At 65.9% G+C, this 19,242-nt stretch carries 16 protein-coding genes and 2 riboswitches; of the genes, 10 read left to right on the forward strand and 6 right to left on the reverse strand.

The window, feature by feature from the left end; genetic code table 11:
* Positions 1-52: 52 nt before the first annotated feature.
* Complete coding sequence (gene fdxA, locus JWQ90_RS17770; RefSeq protein ID WP_299696337.1) at positions 53-376, reverse strand: ferredoxin FdxA; 324 nt, start codon at positions 374-376, stop codon at positions 53-55.
* Between the two features lie 171 nt (positions 377-547).
* On the opposite strand from fdxA, the gene gshA reads away from it, so the two are divergent.
* Complete coding sequence (gene gshA, locus JWQ90_RS17775; RefSeq protein WP_299696338.1) at positions 548-1,858, forward strand: glutamate--cysteine ligase; 1,311 nt, start codon at positions 548-550, stop codon at positions 1,856-1,858.
* An 11-nt stretch (positions 1,859-1,869) separates the two neighbouring features.
* Here gshA and JWQ90_RS17780 read toward each other — a convergent pair whose 3' ends face one another.
* The gene (locus JWQ90_RS17780; protein WP_299696339.1) at positions 1,870-3,186 is read right to left on the reverse strand and encodes an MFS transporter; all 1,317 of its coding nucleotides are present in this window, start codon (positions 3,184-3,186) and stop codon (positions 1,870-1,872) included.
* The gene (locus tag JWQ90_RS17785; protein ID WP_299696340.1) at positions 3,183-4,001 is read right to left on the reverse strand and encodes a TetR/AcrR family transcriptional regulator; all 819 of its coding nucleotides are present in this window, start codon (positions 3,999-4,001) and stop codon (positions 3,183-3,185) included. Before JWQ90_RS17785 ends, JWQ90_RS17780 begins: the two co-directional genes overlap by 4 nt.
* Before the next feature lie 107 nt (positions 4,002-4,108).
* Here JWQ90_RS17785 and JWQ90_RS17790 point away from each other — a divergent pair, with 107 nt between their 5' ends.
* From JWQ90_RS17790 to JWQ90_RS17825, 8 genes are all read left to right on the forward strand, one after another.
* The gene (locus JWQ90_RS17790; protein WP_299696341.1) at positions 4,109-5,542 is read left to right on the forward strand and encodes a M28 family peptidase; all 1,434 of its coding nucleotides are present in this window, start codon (positions 4,109-4,111) and stop codon (positions 5,540-5,542) included.
* 58 nt (positions 5,543-5,600) lie between these two features.
* Positions 5,601-7,904: a TonB-dependent receptor gene (locus tag JWQ90_RS17795; RefSeq protein ID WP_299696342.1), complete on the forward strand. Its 2,304-nt coding sequence runs from the start codon at positions 5,601-5,603 to the stop codon at positions 7,902-7,904.
* Positions 7,905-8,111: 207 nt separating this feature from the next.
* Positions 8,112-9,617 carry a carboxylesterase family protein gene (locus JWQ90_RS17800; RefSeq protein WP_299696343.1) on the forward strand — a complete coding sequence of 502 codons (1,506 nt, stop codon included), beginning with the start codon at positions 8,112-8,114 and terminating at the stop codon, positions 9,615-9,617.
* An 83-nt stretch (positions 9,618-9,700) separates the two neighbouring features.
* Positions 9,701-10,657, forward strand: a complete 957-nt coding sequence (gshB, locus tag JWQ90_RS17805) for a glutathione synthase (RefSeq protein ID WP_299696344.1) — start codon at positions 9,701-9,703, stop codon at positions 10,655-10,657.
* A gap of 96 nt (positions 10,658-10,753) precedes the next feature.
* Positions 10,754-11,314 carry a YqgE/AlgH family protein gene (locus JWQ90_RS17810; protein ID WP_299696345.1) on the forward strand — a complete coding sequence of 187 codons (561 nt, stop codon included), beginning with the start codon at positions 10,754-10,756 and terminating at the stop codon, positions 11,312-11,314.
* Positions 11,311-11,736: a Holliday junction resolvase RuvX gene (ruvX, locus tag JWQ90_RS17815; protein WP_299696373.1), complete on the forward strand. Its 426-nt coding sequence runs from the start codon at positions 11,311-11,313 to the stop codon at positions 11,734-11,736. The genes JWQ90_RS17810 and ruvX overlap by 4 nt, the downstream gene beginning before the upstream one ends.
* Positions 11,737-11,858: 122 nt before the next feature.
* On the forward strand, positions 11,859-12,839 hold the full coding sequence (locus JWQ90_RS17820) for an aspartate carbamoyltransferase catalytic subunit (protein WP_299696346.1): 981 nt from the start codon (positions 11,859-11,861) through the stop codon (positions 12,837-12,839).
* 100 nt (positions 12,840-12,939) lie between these two features.
* Positions 12,940-14,247 (forward strand): dihydroorotase, encoded by a 1,308-nt coding sequence (locus JWQ90_RS17825; protein WP_299696347.1) that lies wholly within the window; start codon positions 12,940-12,942, stop codon positions 14,245-14,247.
* On the opposite strand, the gene JWQ90_RS17830 is transcribed toward JWQ90_RS17825, so the two are convergent.
* The gene (locus tag JWQ90_RS17830; RefSeq protein WP_299696348.1) at positions 14,244-14,564 is read right to left on the reverse strand and encodes a hypothetical protein; all 321 of its coding nucleotides are present in this window, start codon (positions 14,562-14,564) and stop codon (positions 14,244-14,246) included. The two genes, JWQ90_RS17825 and JWQ90_RS17830, sit on opposite strands and share 4 nt — an antisense overlap.
* Positions 14,565-14,760: 196 nt before the next feature.
* Here JWQ90_RS17830 and JWQ90_RS17835 point away from each other — a divergent pair, with 196 nt between their 5' ends.
* Positions 14,761-16,425, forward strand: a complete 1,665-nt coding sequence (locus tag JWQ90_RS17835) for a phosphoenolpyruvate carboxykinase (ATP) (protein WP_299696349.1) — start codon at positions 14,761-14,763, stop codon at positions 16,423-16,425.
* Between the two features lie 149 nt (positions 16,426-16,574).
* Here JWQ90_RS17835 and JWQ90_RS17840 read toward each other — a convergent pair whose 3' ends face one another.
* Positions 16,575-16,946: an SDR family NAD(P)-dependent oxidoreductase gene (locus tag JWQ90_RS17840; RefSeq protein ID WP_299696350.1), complete on the reverse strand. Its 372-nt coding sequence runs from the start codon at positions 16,944-16,946 to the stop codon at positions 16,575-16,577.
* A gap of 13 nt (positions 16,947-16,959) precedes the next feature.
* Positions 16,960-18,786 carry an acyl-CoA dehydrogenase C-terminal domain-containing protein gene (locus JWQ90_RS17845; RefSeq protein WP_299696351.1) on the reverse strand — a complete coding sequence of 609 codons (1,827 nt, stop codon included), beginning with the start codon at positions 18,784-18,786 and terminating at the stop codon, positions 16,960-16,962.
* 175 nt (positions 18,787-18,961) lie between these two features.
* Positions 18,962-19,055: riboswitch (glycine riboswitch) on the forward strand.
* Between the two features lie 4 nt (positions 19,056-19,059).
* A riboswitch (glycine riboswitch) is annotated at positions 19,060-19,169 on the forward strand.
* Positions 19,170-19,242 lie beyond the last annotated feature (73 nt).

Genomic DNA, 19,242 nt, shown 5'->3' on the forward strand with positions numbered 1-19,242 from the left:
TTGCGGAACCAGCAAAAGCGGCGGGTCGCGACCCGCCCAGGCACAGACGAGACTAGCGCTCGAGCAGCTTGAGCTTGTCCGGCTTTCCATCCCAGTCCTTGGCCTCGGGCGGCTGCTCCTGTTTCTCGGTGATCACCGGCCACAGCTTGGTCAGCTCGGCATTCAGCGCCTTGAACGCGGCCTGGTGCTCCGGCAAATCGTCCTCGGCGAAGATCGCCTCGGCCGGGCATTCCGGCTCGCACAGCGTGCAGTCAATGCACTCCTCCGGATCGATCACCAGGAAGTTCGGACCTTCATGGAAACAATCGACCGGGCACACCTCGACGCAGTCGGTGTATTTGCACTTGATGCAGTTTTCAGTGACGACAAATGTCATGGCGCGGCTGGAAGTCCGGGAGGCTGGGAATGATGGCGAAGCGCGGCGCATTGTAGCCGATGCCGCCACAGGGCAGCCCCTCATCCGGACGATGGCGGGGATCAACGCCGCCGGACGTCCGGCCGACGGTGGAGTTACCATGCGCGTCACTTCAAAGCACCGGATTCGACCATGGCCGACGACGCCCTCGCCCTCACCAGCGGCAACACCTCACCGCTGCTGAGCTTCGAGACGCAGCTGCTGCAGAAGTCCCCGGACATCGAAGCCTGGTTCCGCAGCCAGTGGCACCAGACCGCCCCACCCTTCTACTGCTCGGTGGATCTGCGCAACGCCGGCTTCAAGCTGGCGCCGGTGGACACCAACCTGTTCCCGGGCGGATTCAACAACCTCAACCCCGAGTTCGAAACCGTCTGCGTGCAGGCGATCCAGTCGGCGGTCGAGCGCGTCTGCCCGACCGCCACCAGCCTGCTGCTGGTGCCCGAGAACCACACGCGCAACAAGTTCTACCTGGAAAACGTCGCGACGCTGTACGACCTGATCCAGAAAGCCGGCTTCCACGTGCGCATCGGTTCCTTGCTGCCGGACCTGCGTGAACCGACCGAACTGCTGCTCGAGATCTCCGGCCGCAAGCTGCTGCTCGAGCCGCTGCAGCGTACTGGCGACAAGCTGCATCTGTCGGGCTTCGAACCCTGCCTGGTGCTACTGAACAACGATCTGTCCGGCGGCATTCCGGAGATCCTGCAGAATCTCGACCAGAACGTGATGCCGCCCCAGGCGCTGGGCTGGCATTCGCGGCTCAAGTCTTCGCACTTCAGCTATTACCGCGAAGTCGCGCGCGAATTCGGTGAGATCGCCGGCATCGATTCCTGGTGGGTCGATCCGCTGTTCCGCAACTGCGGCCAGATCAACTTCCTGAAGCGCGAAGGCGAAGAATGCCTGATCAGCAACGTCGAACTGCTGCTCGAGGACATCACCGCCAAGTACAAGCAGTACGACATCAAGGAGCAGCCCTTCGTCATCGTCAAGAGCGACGCCGGCACCTACGGCATGAGCGTGATGACGGTGCGCAGCGTCGACGAACTGCGCGAAATGAACCGCAAGGCACGCACCCACATGGCGAGCGCCAAGGAAGGCCGCGACGTCACCGGCGCGATCATCCAGGAAGGCGTCTACACCTTCGAGACCTGGGGCGCCGAGCAGCACACCGCCGAGCCGGTGGTCTACATGATCGACCGCTTCGTGGTCGGCGGCTTCTATCGCGTCAATGAGAAGCGTGGCAACCAGGAGAATCTGAATTCGCCCGGAATGTCGTTCAAGCCGCTGCCGTTCGAAAGCTGCTGCAGCCACCCGGACCGCCGGCTGTCACCGGACGCGATGCCGAACCGCGCCTACGCTTACGGCGTGGTCGCGCGATTGGCGCTGCTGGCCGCGGCACGGGAAGTCGCGGCATCGCGCGAGCAGCTCGCGGCCAAGGCCGCCTAAGGAATCATTGATCAGCCCGGCCTGCCGGCCGCCTGTCTGGCGTAGCTGAGCCGGAACGGCGCCAGGCCCCAGCCGAGCAGCGCCGCGGCGCCGGCAAACGCGATCACGCAGACGATCATCAGCGACTGCCCGACGGCGCGGTCGTCGGCGAACACCGTCTCGGTCAGCACGGCCACGCAGGTCGGCCCCAAGCCCAGGCCCACCAGGTTGATCACAAACAGATAAATAGCCGAGGCCTGCGCGCGCATCGCCGGCGGCACGATCTCCTGCACGCCAGCGGCGGCGACACCAAACGGCGCCGCCATCAGCAGCACGACCGGAATCAGCCAGAATGTCGCGGCGACGTCGCTGTGCACACGCAGCAAAGCGATCACGCAGGGGATCGCCAGCAGTGCCGACCACAGGCCGAGCCGCATCGTCGCGTCGCTGACGCCGCGCCGCTGCAGGCGGTCCGCGATGGCACCGGCGCCGACCACGCCGAGCACACCGAAGATCGTCACGACCACGCCGTAGATCATGCCGACCTTGGCCGGGCTCCAGCCATGCACGCGGATGAAGAAGCTCGGCAGCCAGGCGCTGCCGGCATAACTGGCGAGTGCGATCAGGCCGAAGCCGAAATGATGCGCGGCCAGCACCCGCTTGTTTGCGCGCAATTCCGCGAGCACCGCGGCGAACGGCAGCCGCGCCGCGCGCTCGGCGGACCGCGGCGGCTCGCGGATCGCCAGCAGCAGCAGCGCGAACAGCACGCCGATGCCGCCGAGCACCAGGAACACCGTCTGCCAGGGACGTATCGCGCCGAGCAGCGGCAAAACCAGATCGCCACGGGCCGACGCGAACTCGATGATCAGACCACCCAGCAGATAGGCGATACCCGAGCCCAGCGAAATGCCCATCGAATAGATGCTGATCGCGGTCGCGCGCTGCTGTTGCGGCACGGTATCGGCGATCAGCGAATACGCGGCCGGCGACAGCGCCGCCTCACCAACGCCGACGCCGATGCGCGCCAGAAACATCTGCGCATAATGCTGCGCAAGGCCGCAGGCGGCGGTCGCCAGGCTCCAGGCGAGCACGCCGAACACGATCAGTCCGCGCCGGCTGCGCGTATCCGCCCAGCGCGCCAGCGGAATGCCGCAGACTGTGTAGAACAGCGCGAACGACAGGCCCATCAGCAGGCTCATCTGCGTATCGCCTATACCCAGATCGCGGCGTATCGGCCCGACCAGCAGGCTCAGAATCTGCCGATCGACGAAGGACAGCACATAGGCCAGCGTCAGCAACGCGACGACGAACCAGACATAGGCCCTGGAGCGTTCGGATTGGTTGATCATTGTCGGTCCTCGGGGCGGTCCTCGAATGGGCTGAAATCACCGGATAGAGCGGCGCGTGCGGCAGCCGGCAAGCCATAAATCGTCAGCGTCAGGTAGAGCACCACCGGCAGCATCTGCTGCAGCTCCCTGGCGCCGCCGGATTCGATCTGCGCGGTGACGATCTTGTTGATGCCGCCGACCAGCGCCAGGTAAGCCGTATCCGGCAACTCGGGCAAAGCCGGGTCCTGCTTGCGGCAGCGCTTGTGCAAGCTGCGGTGCAGCGCGGCGAACTGCTCATGCGCCTCGGCGCGGCGCCGGATCGCGGCCGGCCCCGCCGAACGCACGCCGACGAAAAACGCCTGCGACAACACCGGTTCCGCGGCCAGGAATTCCAGGTAGGCCGTGTGCGCCGCGCGGATCTGCGCCAGCACAGCGGTCCGCTGCTTCTGTGCCTGGTCCAGCGCCTCGATCAGCGCCTCGTGCACGGCGTCATAGGCCGCCAGGAAGCAGGATTCCTTGTCGCGGAACAGCTCGTAGAACGTACGCCGCGATATCCGCACCTCGGCGAGCACGTCGGCGACGCTGGCGCCGACGTAACCCTTGCGCGCCACCGCCTGCGCCATGCCCAGCAGCAGGCGCTGGCGCTGGTTGTTGACGACTTCGGCCGAGGACGGCCGCGCCAGCGGCGCTATCCGCCAGAACGCGGGCTTGGCCGCGGGCGGAGTGGCCGCCGCAACCGGCTTGTTCGAAGCTGATTGATCGGCCTTCCCGGCAAGCGGCGTGGAGGCCGGCCTGACCGCTTTCGTGACGCCAGCTGTAGCCGCTTTTTTTGCCACGACCGATGCCTTTGACATATCGATAGACGTTGACATTTATACAGAAACATGTTCGTTTACGCGAGCACCTGGCGGCAGTACGATAGACCAATAAACAGGAGACGCAGGTGGTTCAGGGACGAAAGTTCGCGGCCGCGCGCCGCACGCGACTGTGCCTGTCGGGCGCGCTGCTGGCGGTTATCGCAGCGGGCTGCGTAGCCGCGCCCGGCCCTGCCCCAAAAGCCGACTCCACCGATTCGTCGGCCGCGAAAACCGCGTATCGCTACACCTTGGACTACGTCGCGCATGCTCCCTACCGCAGCGGCAGCGACGGTGATCGCGCCGTCGGCGACTGGATCGCCGGAGAGCTGCGCGCGATGGGCTACGCAGTCAGCATCGAGTCGTATCCGTTCCAGCGTTACGCGATAAACCAGGCCGAGCTGCGCGTCGGTGATTTCGCGCCTCCGGTCTTTCCCCAGTACTACTCCGGCGCGACTTCCGCGGCGGGCTTCGACGCGCCGCTGGTCGATATCGGCTCCGGCAGCGCCGCGGAAGCCGCGGCGGCGAAGGACGCCATCGCCCTGGTACAGGTGCCGCTGCTGTTCAATTTCTTCTCGCCGACGCTGGACAGCGCGCTGCGCAATGCCGCCGCGGCCGGCGCCAGGGCCCTGGTGGTCGCGTTCCAGGGGCCGGCCAACGAGATCGTGGTCAAGAACGTCGATGCCGGCACCGGGCTCTGCGGCCTGCCGGTGCTGCTGGTCGGCAAGCAGGATGGCCAGCGTCTGAGCAAGCTCGCCGGCGCTCGTGCTCATTTCACACTCGATGCACAGCTGGCGGCAGGCGAATTCCGCAACGTCGTCGCGCGGCGCGGCAGCGGCACCGATCTGCTGGTGGTCGGCACGCCGGTCAACGGCTGGTTCACCGCGGCCGGCGAGCGCGGTTCCGGCCTCGGCGTGATGCTCGAACTGGCACGCGAATTTTCAAAGAAGGATCTGGGCGATCACAGCCTGGTGTTCCTCGCCAGCGGCGGCCATGAAGTCGGTTATCTCGGCCTGCCCGCCTTCATCGACGCGCACCAGAACTGGCTGCCGCATATCGGCACCTACGTGCACCTGGGGGCGAGCATCGGCGTGCGGCAACTTGTCGACAGCAGCGACGGCGGCGATGCGCCGGTCGATCTGGGCTCTTTGAGCCTGCTGACGTTCTACGTCTCCGAGAATCCGCTGCTGCAATCGCTGGTCGCGCAAAGCCTGCGCGACGGCTCGCGAACGCTCGGCAGCTTCACGCCGCCGTCGATGCTCAATCCCGGCGAGCAGGCCGCGATGTACGCCCGGCATGTGCCGATCGCGGCGGCATCGACCTCGCACTACTGGTTTCACACTGCGCGCGATCTGCCCGATCTCACCGGCCCCGTGCAGCTGGCTCCGGCACTGGCCGGTTATCGCGATCTGATTTCGGAATTGCTGCGGCGCACGACCGCGCAGCTGCGCGCGCAGAACCGGCTCGCCGACACGCTGGCCAAGCCGGCTCCGGCGGCAGTGTGCGCGGTTCCGCCGCGCTGACAGGAAGGGATTCAAAACACGATCGGTCCTCGTCACCGATCGGCACAGGGAGAGCGACATGAGCAAGGGAATGAAGCCGGTCTGGCCGCTCGCGGCCTCGTTCGCGGCCTTGTCCGCGGTCACCGCGCCGGTGGCGGGTTGGGCACAGCAGGAAGCACCGGTGCAACCTGCGCAGACGAGCGTCGAAGCCGCGCCCGAACCGGTGCCGGCGCAATTGGAGGAGATCATCGTCACTGCGACCCGGCGCGAGCAGAGCCTGTCAAAAGTGCCGATCGCAGTCACCGAAGTCAGCGCCGAGCAGCTCGATTCGGCCGTGGTGCGCGACACGCAATCGCTGCAGATGCAAGTGCCTTCGCTGGCGGTCACCGTGTCGGGCAGTGAGTCCGCCGGCGCGGTGATCCGCATCCGCGGTGTCGGCACCTCTGGCGGCAATGCCGGCTTCGAAAGCTCGGTCGGGACCTTCATCGACGGCGTCTACATTCCGCGAGCCGGCCTGGCCTTGAACGATCTGGTCGACATCGATCGAATTGAAGTGCTGCGCGGCCCGCAGGGCACGCTGTTCGGCAAGAACACTTCGGTCGGCGCGATCAACGTCTACACCAAGCAGCCGACGTTCGAGCCCGAGGCCGAGCTGTCCGGATCGGTCGGCAGCTACGAGAACATCATCGCGCGCGGCAGCGTCAGCGGCGGCGTCACCGACAAGTTGGCGCTGCGCCTGGCCGGCCAGTACAACGTCCGCGACGGCTATATCCAGAACCAGACCGACGATCGCCGCTACAACGATCGTGACCGCTTCGTGCTGCGCGGGCAGGCGCTGTACCAGTTCACGCCGGACGTCTCGCTGCGCCTGATCGCCGACCACTTCCGCAAGGACGAGCGCTGCTGCGTGGCGCCCTACACGCTCAACGGCGCGATCCCGTCCGGCGTCATTGCCGGGCTCGGCGGCACCGTGTTCGACCCACCTCAGGACTACACCACCGCCTTCGATGCCGAAGTCGGGTCGGAGGCCGAGGACAGCGGCATCTCCGGACATCTGAGCTGGAACCTGGGCTGGGCCGAGCTGAAAACGATACTGGCGTATCGCGATGGCAACGCGCACGACGTTTCCGACGCCGACTACAGCGATCTGGCGATTGCCTATATCCCGTACCAGGATTCGACGCTGCGTTCGCGCACCGCGGAAATCTCGCTCAACGGCGAAGCCGGGCGGCTGAACTGGCTGGCCGGCGCGTTCTACTCGAAGGAAGACGTCAGCCTGAATTCGTCGACGCTGTTCGGTGCCGATGCCGGCGCCTATCTGCAAGCCCTGGTGCGCGCGACCAGTAGCTCGCAGATACCGCGATCCTTCTACCCGAGCGGAACCGGACAGGTCACGCATGCCGAGCAGGACGGCGACAGTTTTTCGCTGTTCACGCACAACGTCGTCGACCTCGGTGCGGGCTTCGATTTGAGCGCCGGCCTGCGCTGGCTGCACGAAACCAAGGACGGTGGCGGCGAGTCGACCACCACCGCACCGACCTGCGCCAACGCGGCATTGCCCGCCTCGCTGAAGCTGCTGTGCGGCGCAGCGCCCTACGAGGATCACTACGACGACAACCGACTGACCGGAACCGCGGCGCTGGGAAAATCTTTTGGTACCGGGCGCTACGTCTACGCCAGCTATTCGGCGGGCTTCAAATCCGGCGGCATCAATCTGAATCCGCCTTCGACCACCGGCGGCACCACCAGTTTCGATCCGGAGAAAGTGAAATCCTACGAACTCGGTCTGCGCCTCAGGCTCGGCAACCGGATCGCGACGCGCACCACGCTGTTCTACATGGACATCAAGGATTTTCAGCTGCTGAGTTTCGACGGCGTGACCAGCACGGTGTCGAACGCCGCCGCAGTAATTTCCAAGGGCGTCGAATTCGAGAGCGACTGGCTCGCACTGGACACGCTGATGCTGCGCGGCTCGCTCACCTACGCCGACGCGAAATACGGCAAACAAACCGACAGCGATACGCTGCGCGGCGAGCAGCTGACCAACGCCCCGCGCTGGACCGGCCAGCTCGGCGCCAACTACGAGCGCCCGCTGAGCTGGGCCGATACGCGCCTGCTCGGTAACGTGGTCGCGCGCTATCAGAGCAAGCTCAACACCGGCTCCGATCTCGACCCGAGCAAGGAACAAGGCGCGTACACACTGGTCAATGCGCGCCTGGGCCTGCGCTTCGTCAGCGGCTACGAGGCCTCGCTGTGGGGCGCGAATCTGCTCGACGAGTATTACCGCCAGATCGTGTTCAACAGCGTCGCGCAGACCGGCAGCTACAACGGCTATGTCGGCCTGCCGCGGACCTGGGGCGTCGAGGTCAAGAAGCGGTTCTAGTGATATCTCGACCTGTAGGAGCTTGCAACGCGGGTCCGCGCCGTAATCGCGAAACAAACACCGGGACGAGCCCGGTTCGGAAATTTACATTTCCTGTTTGATGGAAGCGGGTCATACCCGCGACTGGCACCCCATCGGCCCAGTCGCGGGTATGACCCGCTCCTACAGCTGCGGATTGAAATGCACATCGACACCAAGGAGCCGAGCATGCAAGCGTATCGAGTGATCGCCGCAGCATTGCTGTCGCTGATCGCAGCCTCTGCGCAGGCGCAGCAGCCGCTGGTCAAAATCAGCAGCGGCGAGCTGCTGGGCCAGCAGCGCGACGGCGTGCGCCGCTTCATCGGCATTCCCTACGCCGCGCAGCCGATCGGCGCGCTGCGCTGGCAGCCGCCGCAGCCGGCGCCGCCCTGGACCGCGCCACTCGATGCCTCGGCCTACGGCCCCGCCTGCCCGCAGCCCGACGATCGGCTGTTCGGCTTCACGCCGCCGAAGCAGGACGAAGCCTGCCTGCATCTGAATGTCTGGGCACCCGCGGCGCACGACCAGGCTCTGCCGGTCATGGTCTGGCTGCATGGCGGCGCGCATCGCATCGGCAGCGCCTCGCTGCCGTTCTACGACGGGCAGAAACTCGCTGCGCGCGGCGTGGTGCTGGTGACGCTGAACTATCGCCTCGGCTATCTCGGCTTCTTCTCGCACCCGGCACTGGATGCCGAGGGCAAGGCCGGCAACTTCGGGCTGATGGACCAGATCGCCGCGCTGAAATGGGTGCGCGACAACATCGCCGCATTCGGTGGCGACCCCGCGCGCGTGACCGTATTCGGCGAGAGCGCCGGCGGAGCGGACGTGCTGTATCTGATGAGCAGCCCGGCCGGCAGCAAGCTGTTCTCGGCCGCGATCGTCGAATCCGGCGGAGGCTGGAACAAGCCGCCGACGCGCAAGGCGATGCAAAAACTGGTGCTCGACGATCTGGAAACCGTCGGTGTCGACGATCACGCCGACGCCTCGGCGCTGCGCAAGCTGCCGGCAAAAAAGGTGGTCGATGCCCAGGCCCACGGCGCACTCGGCTTCGGGCCGTTTGTGGACGACACCACGACATTCGAAAAACCGAGCACGGTTTTCGCCGCCGGCCGACAGCTGCCAGTGCCTCTGATCATCGGCAACAACGATTACGAAGGCAGCCTGCTGAAATACCGCGACATGGGTTTCATGGGCGCGCTGTTGACCCGGCTTCCGGTCATCGCCGGCTGGTACGAAAGCCAGGCGCCTGCAGCAGCGGATCGTCAACCGCTGCTGTTCCGCGACACGGTATTCGCAGCGCCGGCTCGCTGGATCGCGGCACACCAGTCGCGACTCGCTCCGACCTGGCTGTATCGCTTCTCCTACGTCGCCAGCGCCCGGCGCGGAAAACAGCCGGGCGCCGCGCACGCCGGCGAAATCGGCTACGTCTTCGACACGCTGGATACGGTGCCCAAGATCGGCGCCGCCACCAGTGACGAGGATCGTCAGATGGCGCGCCAGGTCGCCGACTGCTGGGTCGCTTTCGCCAGCACCCATGAACCGCGCTGCGCGCTGGCCTGGAAACCCTATGAGCCGGCGGCCGACAATGTGCTGATGATCGATGCGCAGCCGCACGAGGCGCGCCATCCCGAAGGCAGGATTCTGGACGGCGTCACCGAGTGGTTCGGCCCGGACTCGTTCCTGGGCCGACACTGAAGCCGGCACTGAAAACAGCAGAGGCGCAGGCGGACCGATAAACTGGCCACAAGCCTGCGCTTCCGCGCATCAAGGAAAACGACATGCCACGCCTCGGCGTCATCATGGACCCGATCGGGTCGATCAAGCCCTACAAGGACACCACGCTGGCGCTGATGCTGGCGGCGCAGAAGCGCGGCTGGGAACTGGTGTATTTCGAACTCGGCGATCTGTGGCTGCGCGATGGCGTCGCACTGGGCCGCGGCCGCGCCGTGAGCGTGTTCGACGATAAAAAAAAGTGGTACGAATTCGGCAGCGAAGCGGCGACGATCAAGCTCGGCGAACTCGACGCGATCCTGATGCGCAAGGACCCGCCTTTCGATCTCGAATACGTGACCGCGACCTACCTGCTGGAGCGCGCCGAAGCCCAGGGCGCACTGGTGGTGAACAAGCCCGAGTCGCTGCGCGACTGCAACGAAAAGATGTTCACCGCCTGGTTCCCGGAGCTGTGCCCGCCGACCTTGTTCGCACGCGACTCCGCTACCTTGCGTGCGTTCCACGCCGAGCATGGCGACGTGATCTACAAGCCGGTCGATGGCATGGGCGGCATGGGCATCTTCCGTGTCGGCACGGACGGCATGAACCTGGGCTCGGTGATCGAACAGCTGACGCTGCTGGGAACGCGCACCATCGTCGCGCAGCGCTATCTGCCGCGGATCAGCGAAGGCGACAAGCGCGTGCTCGTCGTCGATGGCGAGGCCGTGCCGTATTGCCTGGCGCGGATACCGCAGGCTGGCGAAACCCGCGGCAATCTCGCCGCCGGCGGCACCGGCGAACCGCGGCCGCTGACCGACGACGATCGCCGCATCGCGGCCGCCGTCGGCCCGGAGCTGAAACGCCGCGGACTGCTGTTCGTCGGCCTGGATGTGATCGGCGACCGGCTGACGGAAATAAACGTTACCAGCCCGACCTGCGCACGCGAGATCGACGCCGCCTACGGCACCGACATCGGCGGCCTGCTGATGAGCGCGATCGAGACCCGATTAAGCGCGAGGAGTTAGGGCCGCTCCATCCGTTTACACAGCTTTACCGACCGTTGGTACTGAAAATGCGGAACGCGCCTTGACACCCCATGCGTCTGGGTAATACTCCCCCCCATGAACCAGGGACTTTTCCTCAAAAACCAGTTTCTCATCGCCATGCCCAGCCTGGTGGATGGGAACTTCAGCCAGACCGTGTCCCTGCTGTGTGAGCACAACGACAAGGGTGCCGTCGGCCTGGTCATCAACCGCCCGACCGACCTCGCGCTGACCGCGATGCTTGAGCAAATGGGCCTGACTCACGACAAGATCGGAGCCGACCAGCCGATTTACTGGGGCGGCCCGGTGCAACCGGAGCGCGGTTTCGTCGTACATCGCGAACCTGGCGGCTGGGAATCCTGCCTGCAGGTGCAGGACGACCTGTACATCACCACCTCACGCGACATCCTGACCGCGATCGGCATTGGTGAAGGGCCCAGGGAATACCTGGTCACGCTGGGCTACGCGGGCTGGGGCGCCGGCCAGTTGGAGGACGAGATGCTGCTCAATTCCTGGCTCAATACGCCGGTCGATTCGGCCGTGCTGTTCGGCATGCCGCCGCGCCAGCGCTGGCAGGCGGCGACGCGCCTGCTCGGCGTCGACGTGACCCAGCTCAGCGGCTCGGTCGGCCACGCCTGAGCGGATACCTCGCTTTCGACTATGGCCTGCGCCGCATCGGCGCCGCTGTCGGCGACGACATCACCGGCTCGGCGCGGCCGCTGCCGACCGTCGCCAACGCCGCGCAACCCGACTGGGCGGCGATCGACAAACTCATACGTGAATGGCAGCCGGCAGCGCTGATCGTCGGCCTGCCGCTGGACGAAGACGGCGGCGAACAGGCGATCACCGAGCCGGCGCGCAAATTCTCGCGGCAGTTGCAGGCGCGCAGCGGCCTGGTCGTGCACCTGGCCGACGAGCGCTACTCGTCGCGCGCCGCCGACGACGCGCTGCGCGACGCCCGCTCCAGCGGCGCGATGAGCCGCCGCGTGAAGAAGGGCGACCGCGATGGCCAGGCCGCGCGGATTATTCTCGAGCAGTGGATGGCAGAGAAACACCCGTAGGTCGGCAATCCCTTGTCGACGTGAAGCTTCGGTAGCATATCGACGGTACACGTCGGCAAAGGATTGCCGACCTACGTCTACGTCGAGCAACCGGCGGCGCTCTGCTAAACTCGCGCCCCAGCATGAAGACACCTTCCCTGCAACTCGACAGCAACGGCCGCCTGCGGCACCTGTTGACGATGGAGGGCTTGTCGCGTGATCTGATCCTGCGCCTGCTGGATCGCGCCGCCGGGCTCGCCGACTCCACTTCCGGCGCCGAGAAAAAACTGCCGCTGCTGCGCGGACGCACCGTCGTCAACCTGTTCTTCGAGGCCTCGACCCGTACCCGCACGACCTTCGAGCTGGCGGCCAAGCGACTGTCGGCCGATGTGATCAACCTGCAGATCGCCGCCTCGTCGACATCCAAGGGCGAAACCCTGCTCGACACGCTCAAGACCATGGAAGCGATGCAGGCCGACATGTTCGTGGTACGCCACGAAGCCAGCGGCGCCGCCCACTTCTTCGCCGAGCACGCGGCGCCGGGCGTGTCGATACTGAATGCCGGCGACGGCCGCCATGCGCACCCGACGCAGGGCCTGCTCGACATGTACACGATCCGCGCGCACGCGCCGAAGGCGCGGCTGGGCTTCGGCGGGCTGTCGGTCGCCATCGTCGGCGACGTGCTGCATTCGCGCGTCGCCCGCTCCGACATCCACGGCCTGCGCACGCTGGGCTGCGCCGACATCCGCGTGGTGGCGCCGCCGCCGCTGATCCCGGCCGGCATCGAGACCCTGGGCGTGCGCGTATTCCACGACCTGGAACGCGGCCTGGACGGGGTCGACGTGGTGATCCTGCTGCGGCTGCAGAAAGAACGCATGCTCGGCGCCTTCCTGCCCTCGCTGGCCGAATTTCATGCTGATTTCGGCCTCACCCGCGAACGCTTCAAACGCCTGAAGCCGGACGCGATCGTGATGCACCCGGGCCCGATCAACCGCGGCGTCGAGATCGAAGGCGAGCTTGCCTATGGCGAGCGCTCGCTGATTCTTCAGCAGGTGACGCACGGCATCGCGGTGCGCATGGCGGTGATGGCCGAGATTCTGGGCGAAGCCGAGGCCGGCGCATGAGCGCGCCGACACGGTGCTTGCACGAAGCGCAGCCGGTGCGGGAGGCGCGCGTCTGCTCACGGCGACACCTGCACACTCCTCTCGGCGACAAGGTGCACCAGTGAGCACCAGCCTGTCGCTGCTGATCCGCAACGTCCGCGTGCTGGACCCGACCAGCGGCTTCGACGCCATAGTCAACGTCGGCATCCGCGACGGCCGCGTCGATTACCGCGATGTGGCCGCGCCGGCTGCCACCTACGATCAGACCCTGGACGGCAGCGGACGCTGGCTGATGCCGGCAGCCATCGACCTGGCCGCGCGCTTCCGCGAGCCCGGCGAAACCCACAAGGCCGACTTCGTCTCGGAAACCGGTGCCGCCCAGGCCGGCGGCATCGGCTGTGTGGTGCTGCCGCCCGATACCAGTCCGGTAATCGACTCGCCGGCCGTGGTCGACCGGATCCGGATCAAGGCCGAGGCAGTGGGCGGCATCGACGTACAGATTCTCGGCGCGCTGACCCAGGGCCTGAAGGGCGAGGCACTGGCGTCGATGAGCGCGCTCAAGCGCGCCGGCTGCGTCGGCTTCAGCCAGGCGCTCGCCCCGATGCGCAGCGCGCTGGTCGCAAGACGCGCACTGGAATACGCAGACGGCCTGGGCGCGACCGTCCACGTATTCGCCCAGGACGCCGACCTGGCCAACGGCGGCTGTGCCCACGAAGGCCCGGTCGGAACGCGGCTCGGCCTGGCGCCGATCCCGGTCGCGGCCGAGGTCGCCGCGATCCGGCTGTGGATTTCGCTGGTCGAGGACACCGGTGCGCGCGTGCACTTCTGCCGGCTGTCGACGGCCAGCGGCGCGACGCTGATCGAATCGGCGCAGGCGCGCGGTCTGCCGGTCAGCGCCGACGTCGCCGCGCACCAGCTGTTCATGACCGAGGCCGATCTCGAAGGCTTCGACGCCATGGCCCACGTGATCCCGCCGCTGCGCGCGCTGCGCGACCGCGACGGCCTGCGCGAAGCGCTGAAGCGCGGCGTGATCGGCACGGTCTGCTCGGATCACCAGCCCCACGAGCCCGACGCCAAGGTCAACCCCTTCCCGCTGACCGAGCCGGGCATCGCCGGGCTGGAAACGCTGCTGCCGCTGGTACTGCAGCTGGTCCACGAGCAAGTGCTGACGCCGCTGCAGGCGGCCGCGCGGCTCAGCCTGGGGCCGGCCCTGGTGCTCGGCCGGGCCGAGCCCGGCGTATCGCCGGGCGCGAGCGCCGACCTGGTGCTGATCGACCCGGAAATCGAATGGACCCTGGATACCGCCGACGCCACGCGCTGGCACAGCCGCGGCCGCAACACCCCGTTCGCGGGCCGCCGCTTCCGCGGCCGGCCGGTGATGACGCTGTACGCCGGCCAGATCGTCTGGCAGGCGCCGACGACGATCTAAGGTTTCGCGTCGGCCGGTGCGGGCAAGGTCACGTAGGGCGACTCGGCCGGAGCCAGGGGCTTGCGGAAGATGCTCTGGCTCGCCCGGGTCGGTACTGCATAGACCGGCCGCATCTGCCCTTCCTGGGCGCGCGGGAAGTTGTTCTCGATGAAGTTGCCGGCCGCAGTGTTACCGAAGTTACCCTGGTCGATATCGCCGAAGCTTCCCACCTGGCGGTCGCCGTACTGGGCCGGCGCGCTGGCAGTCTCGGACGCGGCGGCGATCGAAGACCCGGCCAGCAGTACGGCGGAGACGCAGAAAAAAGCAATCCGATTCATCGCTGATACATTTATTGGCAGCCAATCTTGCATTCAGTATAAGCGTGGCTGGCGGCTCCCTAGGGGACCGCGATCATGGATATTTTGCCCCCCGCTGACTATGCTTCCGAATATGGGTCGCAGCGCTTTTGCATATGACAGCGGGCTTTTCACCCAGCCCCACTCCCATTCAATTCCCGTTCCTTGAGGATGCATCATGACGTTTCAGACGAGCTTCCAGGCCGATCTCGAGAAACTGTTCGGTCTGAAGACCGTCAGCTACAAGTACAACCTGGGCAAGACCGAGTTGTTCCATGAAGCGATCGCCAATGATCGCGGCCGGGTCAAGCGCGGCGGCGGCAGCAACGAGCAGAAGGCCTTCCCGACGATACTCGGCGACCAGGGTCCGCTGGTCTATTACACCGACCCGGACTGCACCGGCCGCCGCACCAAGGACACCTACGCCGTCAAATGGCCGGAGGTCGCCGACGAAATCTGGTTCAAGGCCGACCTGAACCCCTACGATCCAGCGAAGTACGAGGCGCTGCTGAAACGTGTCGTCGCTCATCTGAACGCGAAAAAGAGCTCGCTGTACGTCAAGGACCTGTTCATGGGGTCCGACCCGGATTTCGCGGTGCCGTACCGCTTTGTCGGCGAATACGCGAGCCACGCGATGTTCTGCCACAACATGTTCCCCAAGGACCTGCAGGGCGTGAAGGACGTCGACACGCGCCGCTGGACCATGCTCAACGTACCCAGCTTCGTCTGCGAACCCGAGATCGACGGCTGCCGCTCCGAAGCCGCTGCGATCATCGACACCCGGAACCGGATCTGCCTGGTCGCCGGCCGCGCCGACTACTGCGGCGTCAACAAGAAGACCATCTTCACGGTCGGCAACTACCTGCTGCCCAAGGAAGGCCGGCTGTCGATGCACTGCTCGGCCAACGTCGGCAAGAACAACGACGCGGCGATCCTGTTCGGCCTGTCCGGCACCGGCAAGACCACGCTGTCGGCCGACGCCAGCCGCCGTCTGATCGGCGACGACGAGACCATCTGGTCCGACAACGGCCTGTGCAACCTCGAAGACGGCTGCTATGCCAAGCTGATCGACCTCGACAAGGAGAACGAGCCGGTCATCGCGCAGGCACTGAGCAAGGCCGGCACGATCATCGAGAACGTGCCGCCGCTACCTGGCAAGAAGATCGAAGAATGCCACCCGGACGAACTCGACCTGTTCGATGGTTCGCTGGCCGAAAACACCCGCTTCAGCTATCCGCTGGACGCCAATCCCAACGTGATGCCCAACGGCCAGGGCCCGCATCCACGGACCATCGTGCTGCTGACCGCGGACGCCTTTGGCGTGCTGCCGCCGATCAGCATCCTGGAACCCAAGGACGTGATGTACCACTTCGTCTCCGGCTTCACCGCGCGCGTCGCCGGCACCGAAGTCGGCGTCAGCGAGCCGCAGCCGACGTTCTCGGCCTGCTTCGGCGGCCCGTTCATGGCGCAGAAGCCCAATGTCTACGCCAAGCTGCTCGCCGACAAGATGGAGCAGCACAAGGCGCGCTGCATCCTGCTCAACACCGGCTGGAGCGGTGGCCCCTACGGCACCGGCAAGCGCATGTCGCTGAAGATCACCCGCGCGTTGCTCAACGCCGCACTCAACGGTGAACTCGACGGTGTCGAGACCGAGACCCAGACCATCCTCAACCTGAAGATGCCGAAGAGCTGCCCGGGCGTCGACAGCGCGATCCTGAACCCGCGCAACACCTGGGCCGACAAAGCCGCCTACGACGCCACCGCGACCCAGCTGCGCGACATGTTCCGCGACAACTTCAAGAAGAAGGGCTTCGCCGCGTTCGGTATCGAAGAGCGCATCTAGTGTCGTGAGTCAGAAGTTCGCATGCGAATTCGCCGCGTCTTTTCGCGCCTGGCCGCGTTGCAACTCCTCGCCATAGTTCGACTATGGCTCGTCGTTGCGCCTTGCCAGTCACGAAAAGCCGTCGGCGAATTCATCACGGAACTTCTGACTCACGACACCAGGTAGTGCACGGTCACGTCGTAGTTGATACGCATGCAGGCCTTGACCATCGCGGCCGTGGCGGTGGCCATGTTGTACGCGGGGCCTTCGCCGATGTTCAGCAAGGCAGCGTCGATGCGGCCGAACTCCGCGATTGCGCGCTCGACGACGCCGGCCGCGGCTGCCTCGTCGAGCGCGTCCGCGGGCAGTACCAGACAGCGGCTGCCGCGAGCGCGAATGATCGACGCGAGCGCTTCCAGCTCCGCTGCGCGGCGCGCGGTGATCACCAGATTGTTGCCGCCGGGCGCCAGCTGTTCGGCAACGGAGCGGCCGATGCCGGCCGATGCGCCGGTGATCAGGATGGTCTTGCCGGACAGCCGCATGCCGATGCCCGCCTTATTCGAAGATGAAGCTGTCCACCGGCAGCCGGGTCAGCGAGCGGCTTGGCTTGACCATCGAGGTCGCGTGGCCCTTGGCGCGCGGCAGCAGGTGGTCGAAGTAGAAGCGCGCGGTCGCGATCTTGGCCTTGTAGAACTCCGGTGACTCACTGCCGCCATGCGCCAGCTTGTTGCCGGCGATGGACGCCTGCAGCGCCCAGAAGTAGGCCATCATCACGTAGCCCGAATACATCAGGAAGTGATGGCTGGCGGCGCTGACCACATCGCGATCCTTGCGCGCCATCAGCATCAGACGCACTGTCAGCACGTTCCACTCGGCAGCGTATTTGCCGAGTGTCGTTGCGATCAACCGCAGCTTCGGGTTGCGCAGGTTGTCGACCGCGAACTTGGCGATCAGCCCGGTGAATTCCCGCACCGCGCCGCCGCGGGTCATGACCAGCACCTTGCGGCCGAGCAGGTCCAGCGCCTGGATACCGGTGGTGCCTTCATACAGCGTGGCGATGCGCGCGTCGCGGGCGATCTGCTCCATGCCGTGTTCCTTGATGTAGCCGTGGCCGCCGAATACCTGGATGCCCTGATTCGCGGCTTCAAGGCCCATCTCGGTCAGAAAGCCCTTGATGATCGGCGTGAAGAAGCCGAGCTTGTCGTCCCACTTCTTGTATTTCTTGGCATCGTTTTCGATGATGCCGTTGACCATGTGGTCGGCGTATTGTGCGCAGAAATAGATCATCGCGCGGCCGCCTTCGGCGAAGGCTTTCTGCGTCAGCAGCATGCGGCGCACGTCGGCGTGGTGGATGATCGCATCGGCGACCTTGTCCGGCTCTTTCTTGCCCGACAGCGCGCGCATCGAGCGGCGGTCCTTGGCGTAGGCGACCGCGCCCTGGAACGACAGCTCGGCATGGCAGACGCCCTGGATCGCGGTGCCGATGCGCGCGGTGTTCATGAACGTGAACATCGCCTCCAGGCCCTTGTTCGGCTCGGCGATCAGCCAGGCCTGCGAGTCTTCGAAGTTGATCACCGCGGTGGCCGAGGCCTTGATGCCCATCTTGTGTTCGATGGCGCTGCAGACCACGCGGTTAAAGTCCCCGATTGCGCCGATTGCGCCGCCCGCGGCCGGCAGATGCTTGGGCACGATGAACAGCGAGATGCCGCGGGTGCCGGCCGGCGCGTCGGGCAGGCGAGCGAGCACGATGTGGATGATGTTCTCGGCCAGGTCGTGTTCGCCGGCCGAGATGAAGATCTTGGTGCCGGTGATGCGGTAGCTGCCGTCGGCGTTGGCTTCGGCGCGGGTCTTCACCTGGCCCAGGTCGGTGCCGCACTGCGGCTCGGTCAGGCACATGGTGCCGGTCCAGCGGCCTTCGGTCAGCGGCGGCATGTAGGTGTTCTTCAGCTCGTCGGAGGCGTGCTGCAGGATCGTGTTCATCGCGCCCAGCGACAGGCCCGGATACATGCCGAACGACCAGTTCGCGCTGCCGACCATCTCGGTCTTGAACAGGCCCAGCGACATTGGCATGCCCTGGCCGCCGTATTCGGTCGGGTGCGACAAACCCTGCCAGCCGCCGGCGACCCACTGCTCGTAAGCTTCTTTAAAGCCCTTGGGCGTAGTGACCTTGCCGGCGTCGAAATGACAACCCTCGTCGTCACCCGACAGGTTGATCGGCGACAGCACTTCCTCGCAGTACCTGGCGCACTCGTCGAGGATCGCGTTGACCGTGTCCGGGTCCGCGTCCTTGCCGTTGGACAGCGCGGCGTAGTGCGCCGGGTAGTCGAATACCTCGTTGATCAGGAAGCGGATGTCGCGCAGCGGGGCTTTGTAGGCGGGCATGGGAAAAGGTAGGGCTCGTTGGGACGGCGATTGTGTGCAAGTGTGCACCGGCTGCCATTGGCCTTGCCGCCGGCTTCGCTCTGGCAGCGCGGATCAGCCTGGTGCGCAGCCGCGCCGGCTTGGGTGGATTGCCGCTGTCACCCGGCGGAACGCTCCGGTAGACTGGCCACCGGCAACAGACCCCGCGAAAGAGACCACCCAGCCGTCCTGGGTGGCGCCGAAGGCGCAACCGCCCGGAATCGCTCAGGCAAAAGGATCGTGTGGTCTGCCGACTCTGGAGAGCGACGCTGCCTCGTGCAACGTCCACCGATGGGGCAAGGCGGCGCTTTTTTCGGCGCCGCCGGAACTCTCAGGTCCGAACGCATCGCGTTTGGAAAGACAGACGGGGCGAATGACGCGGCACCTGGCTCAGCCGGGCGCTGGCGCGACCCAATGACCCTGTCCGATAACCGAGTC

The sequence above is a fragment of the Hydrocarboniphaga sp. genome (assembly GCF_028291725.1).
Classification (GTDB): Bacteria; Pseudomonadota; Gammaproteobacteria; order Nevskiales; family Nevskiaceae; genus Hydrocarboniphaga.

Bases quoted from the DNA above. Each gene is read 5' to 3' on its own strand.
- JWQ90_RS17810 (WP_299696345.1), top strand. From the start codon at position 10,754: ATGAACCAGGGACTTTTCCTCAAAAACCAGTTTCTCATCGCCATGCCC.
- JWQ90_RS17845 (WP_299696351.1), bottom strand. From the start codon at position 18,786: ATGCCCGCCTACAAAGCCCCGCTGCGCGACATCCGCTTCCTGATCAAC.
- JWQ90_RS17835 (WP_299696349.1), top strand. From the start codon at position 14,761: ATGACGTTTCAGACGAGCTTCCAGGCCGATCTCGAGAAACTGTTCGGT.
- JWQ90_RS17840 (WP_299696350.1), bottom strand. From the start codon at position 16,946: ATGCGGCTGTCCGGCAAGACCATCCTGATCACCGGCGCATCGGCCGGC.
- JWQ90_RS17800 (WP_299696343.1), top strand. From the start codon at position 8,112: ATGCAAGCGTATCGAGTGATCGCCGCAGCATTGCTGTCGCTGATCGCA.
- JWQ90_RS17780 (WP_299696339.1), bottom strand. From the start codon at position 3,186: ATGATCAACCAATCCGAACGCTCCAGGGCCTATGTCTGGTTCGTCGTC.
- JWQ90_RS17795 (WP_299696342.1), top strand. From the start codon at position 5,601: ATGAGCAAGGGAATGAAGCCGGTCTGGCCGCTCGCGGCCTCGTTCGCG.
- JWQ90_RS17830 (WP_299696348.1), bottom strand. From the start codon at position 14,564: ATGAATCGGATTGCTTTTTTCTGCGTCTCCGCCGTACTGCTGGCCGGG.
- gshA (WP_299696338.1), top strand. From the start codon at position 548: ATGGCCGACGACGCCCTCGCCCTCACCAGCGGCAACACCTCACCGCTG.
- gshB (WP_299696344.1), top strand. From the start codon at position 9,701: ATGCCACGCCTCGGCGTCATCATGGACCCGATCGGGTCGATCAAGCCC.
- JWQ90_RS17820 (WP_299696346.1), top strand. From the start codon at position 11,859: ATGAAGACACCTTCCCTGCAACTCGACAGCAACGGCCGCCTGCGGCAC.
- fdxA (WP_299696337.1), bottom strand. From the start codon at position 376: ATGACATTTGTCGTCACTGAAAACTGCATCAAGTGCAAATACACCGAC.